This is a genomic window from Plesiocystis pacifica SIR-1, assembly GCF_000170895.1.
Taxonomy (GTDB): domain Bacteria; phylum Myxococcota_A; class Polyangia; order Nannocystales; family Nannocystaceae; genus Plesiocystis; species Plesiocystis pacifica.
In genome coordinates, this window is sequence record NZ_ABCS01000077.1 from 40741 (window position 1) to 48272 (window position 7532).

At 69.7% G+C, this 7532-nt stretch carries 6 protein-coding genes; 3 read left to right on the top strand and 3 right to left on the bottom strand.

Going from position 1 to position 7532, the window contains the following annotated elements; genetic code table 11:
• Nucleotides 1–228: 228 nt before the first annotated feature.
• Genes PPSIR1_RS29780 through PPSIR1_RS29790 form a run of 3 tightly spaced genes read left to right on the top strand, consistent with a single transcriptional unit; the run spans nucleotide 229 to nucleotide 3661 of the window.
• Complete coding sequence (locus PPSIR1_RS29780) at nucleotides 229–1338, top strand: DUF444 family protein (protein WP_006974932.1); 1110 nt, start codon at nucleotides 229–231, stop codon at nucleotides 1336–1338.
• Nucleotides 1338–2861 (top strand): SpoVR family protein, encoded by a 1524-nt coding sequence (locus tag PPSIR1_RS29785; protein ID WP_006974933.1) that lies wholly within the window; start codon nucleotides 1338–1340, stop codon nucleotides 2859–2861. Before PPSIR1_RS29780 ends, PPSIR1_RS29785 begins: the two co-directional genes overlap by 1 nt.
• Before the next feature lie 53 nt (nucleotides 2862–2914).
• On the top strand, nucleotides 2915–3661 hold the full coding sequence (locus PPSIR1_RS29790; RefSeq protein WP_006974934.1) for an aspartate/glutamate racemase family protein: 747 nt from the start codon (nucleotides 2915–2917) through the stop codon (nucleotides 3659–3661).
• Between the two features lie 255 nt (nucleotides 3662–3916).
• Here the strand turns inward: PPSIR1_RS29790 and PPSIR1_RS29795 are convergent, their stop codons facing one another.
• From PPSIR1_RS29795 to PPSIR1_RS44220, 3 genes are all read right to left on the bottom strand, one after another.
• Nucleotides 3917–4318 carry a hypothetical protein gene (locus tag PPSIR1_RS29795; protein ID WP_157596113.1) on the bottom strand — a complete coding sequence of 134 codons (402 nt, stop codon included), beginning with the start codon at nucleotides 4316–4318 and terminating at the stop codon, nucleotides 3917–3919.
• A 353-nt stretch (nucleotides 4319–4671) separates the two neighbouring features.
• Nucleotides 4672–6162 (bottom strand): ATP-binding protein, encoded by a 1491-nt coding sequence (locus PPSIR1_RS29800; RefSeq protein WP_006974936.1) that lies wholly within the window; start codon nucleotides 6160–6162, stop codon nucleotides 4672–4674.
• A partial coding sequence (locus PPSIR1_RS44220; protein WP_269744733.1) for a contractile injection system tape measure protein occupies nucleotides 6162–7532 on the bottom strand: 1371 nt, incomplete at its 5' end. The genes PPSIR1_RS44220 and PPSIR1_RS29800, both read right to left, overlap by 1 nt.

A 7532-nucleotide genomic window follows, 5' to 3' on the forward strand; every position in this document is an offset into this window, starting at 1 on the left:
TCCCCCAACGGCGGGGCCGGGGCGCAACGACAGCGCGCAGGATGCCAGTTCGAGCGCCCATCGGGATGCCAGTCCAGTCGCGGGCCGATGCCGGTTCTGATGTAAGTGTCACACGTTCACACGTGCGCCGCGGGCCGCGGTGCTACACTGAGATTCCGAGCTTCCAGCCGGGGCGCTCCCGCACCCCAGGGCCTGGAGCCGGCCCGACCCCGACCAGGTCCCCGCTGCATGATTTCGCGAATCGAGAAGGACCACCGCCGCTTCCGCGAGATCGTCCGCGGGCGCATCCGCGAGAACCTCCGCCGCTACGTCTCGCGCGGCGACATGATCAGCCGCAAGGGCAAGGAGACCGTCTCCATCCCCATGCCGCAGATCGACATCCCCCGCTTCGTCCACGGGAGCAACAAGGGCAAGGGCGTCGGTCAGGGGGACGGTGACCCCGGCGACGCCGTCGAGCAGGGCGAGGGCGAGGGCGACGGCTCGGGCAAGGCCGGCGAGGGCGAGGGCCAAAAGGCCGTCGAGGTCGAGGTCACCCTCGACGAGCTCGCGGCGATCATGGGCGAGGAGCTCGGCCTGCCGCGCATCGAGCCGCGCGGCTCGCAGAACCTCGAGACGGTCAAGGACCGCTACGTCGGCCTGCGGACCACCGGACCCGAGAGCCTCCGCCACTTCAAGGCCACCTTCAAGCGCGCGCTGAGGCGACAGATCGCCATGGGCACCTACGATCCTCAGCGGCCGATCATCGTGCCGATCCGCGAGGACAAGCGCTACCGCTCGTGGAAGAGCGACCCCAAGCCCCAGAGCAACGCGCTGATCATCTACATGATGGACGTGTCCGGCTCCATGGGCGACGAGCAAAAAGAGATCGTCCGCATCGAGAGCTTCTGGATCGACACCTGGCTGCGCAGCCAATACAAGGGCATCGAGTCGCGCTACATCATCCACGACGCCACCGCCCGCGAGGTCGAGCGCGAGGTCTTCTTCAGCACCCGCGAGTCCGGCGGCACGATGATCTCCTCGGCCTACCGCATGGCCGTCGAGCTCATCGAGCGCGAGTTCGACCCGAGCAACTGGAACATCTACGCCTTCCACTTCAGCGACGGCGACAACTGGTCCGTCGACGACACCGCCGCGTGCATCAAGCTGCTCCGCGAGCAGCTGCTCCCGGCCTGCAACCAGTTCGGCTACGGCCAGGTCGAGAGCCCCTACGGCTCGGGCCAGTTCATCAAGGACCTGCGCTCGGCCTTCGGCGACGAGGAGCTGCTGATCACCTCCGAGGTCAAGACCAAGGACGACATCATGGACTCGATCCGTGACTTCCTGAAGGGAGGTCGGTGATGCCCCTGCCCCGCCACCTCGCGCAAATGCAGATCGAGATCGAGGGCTACGCCCGCGACTACGGCCTCGACCTGTTCACCACCATCTACGAGCTCATCGACTACCGCCAGATGGCCGAGATCGCCTCCTACGAGGGCTTCCCGGTCCGCTACCCGCACTGGCGCTTCGGCATGGAGTACGACCGGATGATGAAGAGCCAGGCCTACGGCCTGAGCAAGATCTACGAGCTCGTCATCAACACCGACCCCTGCTACGCCTACCTGCTCGAGGGCAACAGCCTCGTCGATCAAAAGCTCGTCATGTGCCACGTGTCCGGGCACTGCGACTTCTTCAAGCACAACCGCTTCTTCTCGCACACCGATCGCAAGATGATCGACGGCATGGCCAACCACGCCAGCCGCGTGCGCCGGCACATGGACCGCCACGGCGTCGACCCGGTCGAGGCCTTCATCGACACCTGCCACTCCATCGACAACCTCATCGACCCCTGGCTGCCCTTCCGCGCCAACTTGGCCGATGAAAAGGGCGGCGCGCGCAGCAACCCGATCCGCGAGCCGAGCGGCGAGGTGCCCATCAACATCGGCCGGCTCAGCTCCGACCGCTCCTACCTCGACGACTACCTCAACCCGCCCGAGTTCATCGAGGAGCAGCGCAAGCGCGCCCTCCAAGAGCGCGAGCAGGCCAAGAAGATCCCGCCCCGCCCCGAGCGCGACCTGCTGGGCTTTTTGCTCATGCACGCCCCGCTCGAGCCCTGGGAGGCCGACGTGCTCGGCATCATCCGGGAAGAGGCGTACTACTTCCTGCCCCAGCGCCAGACCAAGATCATGAACGAGGGCTGGGCGACCTACTGGCACTCCAAGCTGATGACCACCCGCGCCCTGCGCGACGACGAGGTCATCGACTACGCCGAGGCCGCCTCGGGGGTCACCGCCATGGCCCCCAACCAGCTCAACCCCTACAAGATCGGCGTCGAGCTCTACCGCGACATCGAGGAGCGCTGGGACACCGGCAAGTTCGGCAAGCAGTGGGACGAGTGCGACGACCAGCAGGCCAAGGAGGAGTGGGATCTGCAGCTCAACCTCGGCAAGAGCAAGATCTTCGAGGTCCGCCGCCTCTACAACGACGTCACCTTCATCGACGAGTTCTTCACCATGGACTTTTGCCGCCGGCACAAGTTCTTCACCTTCGCCGAGAACCGCCGCACCGGCCGGGCCGAGATCGAGACCCGCGAGTTCAAGAAGGTCAAGGAGCAGATGCTCCAGCAGCTGACCAACTTCGGCCAGCCCTTCATCTACGTCGTCGACGCCAACGACCACAACCGCGGCGAGCTGCTCTTGGCCCACCGCCACGAGGGCATCGACCTCAAGCTCGGCTACGCCCGGGACACGCTGCGCAACCTGGTCCGCATCTGGAAGCGGCCGGTCTCGCTGCTGACCATCATCGACGACAAGGCCAAGCGGATTCGCTTCGACGGCACCGAGATCACCGTCAGCGAAGAAAAGGCCGCCTGGAAGCTAACCTAGGCACTTCAGGGGCCGTTTGACGGCGCAAAGGCGCCGTTGCACGCTCGCCGACGGTGTCGACCCAGGCGAGCAGCAAGACCATCGGAATCGTCGGCGGCCTCGGGCCGTGGACGGGCCTCGACCTCCACCGGCGCGTGCTCGCGGCCACGCCCGTCGAGGAGGACCAGGACCACCTCTCGATCGTCCACCTCGCCCGGCCGAGGGCGATCGGCAACCGCAACGCCTTCTTGCTCGGCGACAGCCCGGTCAACCCCGGCGAGGCCATCGCCGCCGTCGTCGAGGACCTGCTGCGCTGCGGCGCCGAGCTCATCGCCATCCCCTGCATCACCGCCCACGCCGCGCCCATCATCGCCCCCGTCGAGGCCTGCCTCGCCCGCCACCCCAGCGCCGCCCGCATCGACCTGCGCACCCTGCTCGAGGCCGAGCTGCTCGCCGCCCACGCCCAGGGCGCCCGACGCTGCGCCGTCCTGTGCACCGTCGGCAGCCGCCGGGCCCAGGTCTTCGAAGACCTCGCGCACCCCCCCGGCCTCGAGCTCGCGTTCCCCACCGCCCCCATCCAGGCCCGCGTCCAGTCCCTGATCAACGCCATCAAGGCCGACGGCAGCCCCACCTGGGACGAAGCCGGCGAGACCCGCCAAGCCATCGTCGACGACATGCGCGAGCAAGGCTGCGACGCCGTCCTGCTCGGCTGCACCGAGCTCCCCCTCCCCCGCCTCCCCATCGAGGGCGCCCACGTCATCGACCCCAACGCCAGCCTAGCCGCCGCCCTCTACAACGCCGCCACCTCAAAAAAATCCTAGAAACCCCCAGCCCCCCAACAAACCCAAGCGCGCACGAGAAGGGCCGTGGGGGTCCCTCTTCGTAAGCTAAAGGGCCGGTCTCCACCTCCCCAAACTCCCACGATCCACCCACACCAAACGCGCCCGTCCACGAGCCCCGAACCCGGGAGCCCAGTCTCGCTGCGGGACCCCCACGGCCCGTGCGCGCTCTCCAAGATCAGAGCGACGCCCGCACCAAGGCCAACTACACGGACGGCCTCGCAGGTGACCCTGCCCTCAGTCCTGCTCAGGCACGAGCACCTGCGCCTGCTCGAGCGAATCGACGAGCCCCTCGACGGGCGCCCCCTTGTCCGTGAACGCGTCCAACATCGCGTCGATCGAACCCAGGGTGTCGTTTTGCGCGCGGCGCCCCATGAGCAAGTTGATGCCCGCGAAGATGCTGCGGAACATCGACTGCCGCAGGGTGTGCCCGAGCAGCACCGTCCACGAAGCCTCGAGCACCGACTCGCTCTCATCGAAGAAGGTCGCCAGAGCCTTCCGCGTCGCGGTGTCGAAGACGGGGCAGTCCCCACCGACGATCGCCGCGAGCAGCACCGGACCGTGCGCACTATTCATCTCAATGATCTTTCGACCAAGTTTTCCCATCGCCTCCGGGCTCGGCTCGAGCCAGCGGATCACGAGGAGGTTTCTGTCTTCGTAGGCGCGAAAAGGTGCCCCCATCCCCCACAAGATATCGCCTGTTGGGCCCCAACTCGAATGTTCTGGCTCAAAGTTTATCCTGCACCGACCCGCAGCACCTCGATTGGCTCAGCTTCTATCCCCAATAATTGACGGTATACGGCGATTTCAGGCGATTCGCGCCGAAAACTCCCGCCCGCGCGAGCGCGGAAGGATCACCGAGCGGCTTCGCGCGCTGCGATGTTCACGCCGGATCGCGGGGGGTGCGCATCCCCTCTCGAGGGGCAGGGCGCGCTCAGCGTCAAGAACTGTTTCTTGGACCAACAATTGTCACTAAGCGCAGTTCGACTCGATCACAGCCCCTTGCCCTCTTTCTTGAGCTCCCGCCGAATCGCCTTGCGCATCCGCGCCTCGTCGATCACCTGCCCATCTCCCGCGATCGACTCGAGGCAAACCTGGCGCACGACATTCATGATCGCCCCGCCGCTGAGCTCGTACTCCCGCGCGATCGCGTGGAAGTCGACGCCCTCCACGGGCGCCCGCTCGGGGAAGGCCTTGCGCCACAGCGAGAGCCGCTCTTCCGGCCGCGGCGTGGGGAAGTAGATCACCGACTCGAAGCGCCGCGTGAACGCGTCGTCGAGGTTCTCCGGCAGGTTCGAGGCCAGGATGGTCACGCCGTCGAAGCTCTCGATGCGCTGCAGCAAGTAGGCGACCTCCTGGTTGGCGTAGCGGTCGTGGGAGTCCTTGGTCTCCCCGCGCTTGCCGAACAGCGCGTCGGCCTCGTCGAAGAACAAGATCCACCCGCGCCGCTCCGCCCGGTCGAACACCCGCGCGAGGTTCTTCTCGGTCTCGCCGATGTACTTCGACACGATCATCGATAGATCGATGCGGTAGACCTCCCGCCCCGTGGACGCGCCGAGCAGCGCCGCCGTCATGCTCTTGCCGGTCCCGGGCGGGCCGTGAAAGAGCACCCGCAGGCCCGGGCGCAGCTTGCGGACCATGCCCCAGTCGTAGAGCAGGGTCTCGCCGTGGTCGAGCCAGGTCATCACCCCGTCGACCTGCCGGCGGGTGACCGGATGCAAGACCAGGTCGTCCCAGCTCAGCGGCGTCTCGAGCCGCCGCGCGGGGAAGTCCATGCTCAGCCGCGGCGGCGGGACCTGGCCCCGGGTGAGCAGCCCGAGGGTGTCCGCCGGCACGCGCATGGGCGCCTGGAGCAGGGGCGGCGGGCGCTCGCCGAGGTCGATGGTCAGCAGCTCGTTGCGCGCGAAGGCGTGGTCCGGGCCGAGCAGGTCGACGACGTAGATGCGGCCGAGCAGCTCCCCGCCGTCGAGGACGAAGGCCAGGGTCTCCCCCGTCGGGACGAAGCGCTCGCTCGGCCCGGAGTTGACCCCGCCGAACTCCGTGAACCGCCGGCCCGTGGCCGAGTTCTTGATCGCAAACACGTCGAGGGCCTGGGGCCGGAGCTCGGCGGCCAGGGCCAGGGCCAGGGCCAGGCGCTCGGGGACGTCGAGCTCGAGGGCGCGGACCATCGCCGCGTAGTCGCTCTCGTTGTCGACGGGCGGCGGCGCGACCGACAGCGGGCTGGGCAGGCCGGGCTTGGGCGCCGCCTCGTTCGAGGCTGCCTCTCCCTCGCTCGGGGCCGTCTCCGTGTCCTCGGGGGCCGGGCCCTCGGGGGTCTCTCCCTCGCTCGGGGCCGCCTCCGTGTCCTCGGGGGCCTCGGGCTCGCTCGGGGCGGCCTCCCCCACCGCGCCAAAGTAATGGCGCAAGCGCAGGTCCAACACGACGCTGAGCCAGTCGAGCTCGGCCGCGATCGCGGCGGCGTTCAGGGCGACGCGCGGGTCCATCACCACTCCACCCGCAGCGGCTCGGCCATCCAAGGCAGGGACACCCACGACCACGACCACGGCACGCGCGCGAGCAGCAGGTCGTAGGCCTCACCGGCGACGCGCAGCAGCCACGCCCCGTCCCGGGACACGAGCACGCCGCCGCGGAGCAGGAAGCTCCCGCGCAGGCCGTCGACGCCGCGCAGCCCGAGGCCCTCGGCGTGGCCGAGCACCGCCTCGAGCAGCCGCTCGCCCTCGTCGAGGAAGGTCGCGGGCAGGGCCTCGGCGAGGCCGTCGGGGTCGAGAGGGGCGTCGGGCTCGAGGCCGCACAACAGCTTGGGCAGGGTCATGGTGAACTCGGGGGGGTCCTCGGCGTAGGCCGCAGGTCCGCGGGCGAGGGCGTGGAGCAGCCGGGCGCCGAGGGTCTGGGCCCGGAGGTGCGGGAAGGTGCGGGACTCGGGGTCGACGAGCTCGAGGCGCTGGAGCAGGCGCTCGAGGAAGGGCCATAGCATGACCAGGCCAGCGTCCTCGACGGCCAGGCCGCCCTGATCGAGGAGCTCGGCCAGGCCTCGGGGGGGGACGCGGCGAGCCGGCGCGGGCTCGCCTCGGTCCGGCGTCGGGCGGGGGGTGTGGGCCGCGGGCCCTCGTCCCGAGGCTGGGGAGCCCGCGGCCGAGGTCAAGCTCGCGTTGAGCTCGACGAGCAGGGCCTCGCGCCAGGGCTGAGGGAGCTCGGCGGCCGCGGGCGAGGCCAGCCACTCGAGCTGCCCGCGCAGCGCCGCCGGGGTCGGACGCTGGGCCAGCAGCGCCCGGGCCAGCGCGAGGATGCTGCGCTGGAGCGCCTCGGGTTGGGCGCTCGCGGGCGGGAGCGCGGGCAGGGTCGAGGCCTCGCTGCCCTCCGAGTCCGCGCGCGCGGCGTGCCCATCGACGAGCGCCCGGACCAGCCGGCGCAGCGCCGCGCTCACGCCCTGGACCGGCGCCTCCTCCTCTCGGCGCCGACGAAGGTCCTCGCCAGCCGCCGGGGCTGTCGCCTCCGTCGGCCCCGGACGAGTGGTCGCCTCCGTCGGAGCGCTCGCCCCCGCCCCTTGGGCCTCGGCCGCCGCGCGCTCCCTTGCGCGGACGGCTCGACTCGCTCGCGCGCCCAGCTGCGGGCTCACGCGCGCCCAGTCCAAAGCCGAGAGCAGCGCCGCCGCCTCTGTCGTCGTCGAGGAGAGCGCGCCCTCGGTCTCGGCCGCCCCGGCGCCGAAGACCCCCTCGACCACCGCGGCCCCGAGCGCTGCCCGCCCCAGCAGGCCGTGAGCGGCCACCACGTCGGCGACCATGTCCAGGCTGCGCCGGACCACCCCCTCCGCCTCGGGGCCGCTCAGGTGGCCACGAGCGGCCTCCTCGACCAC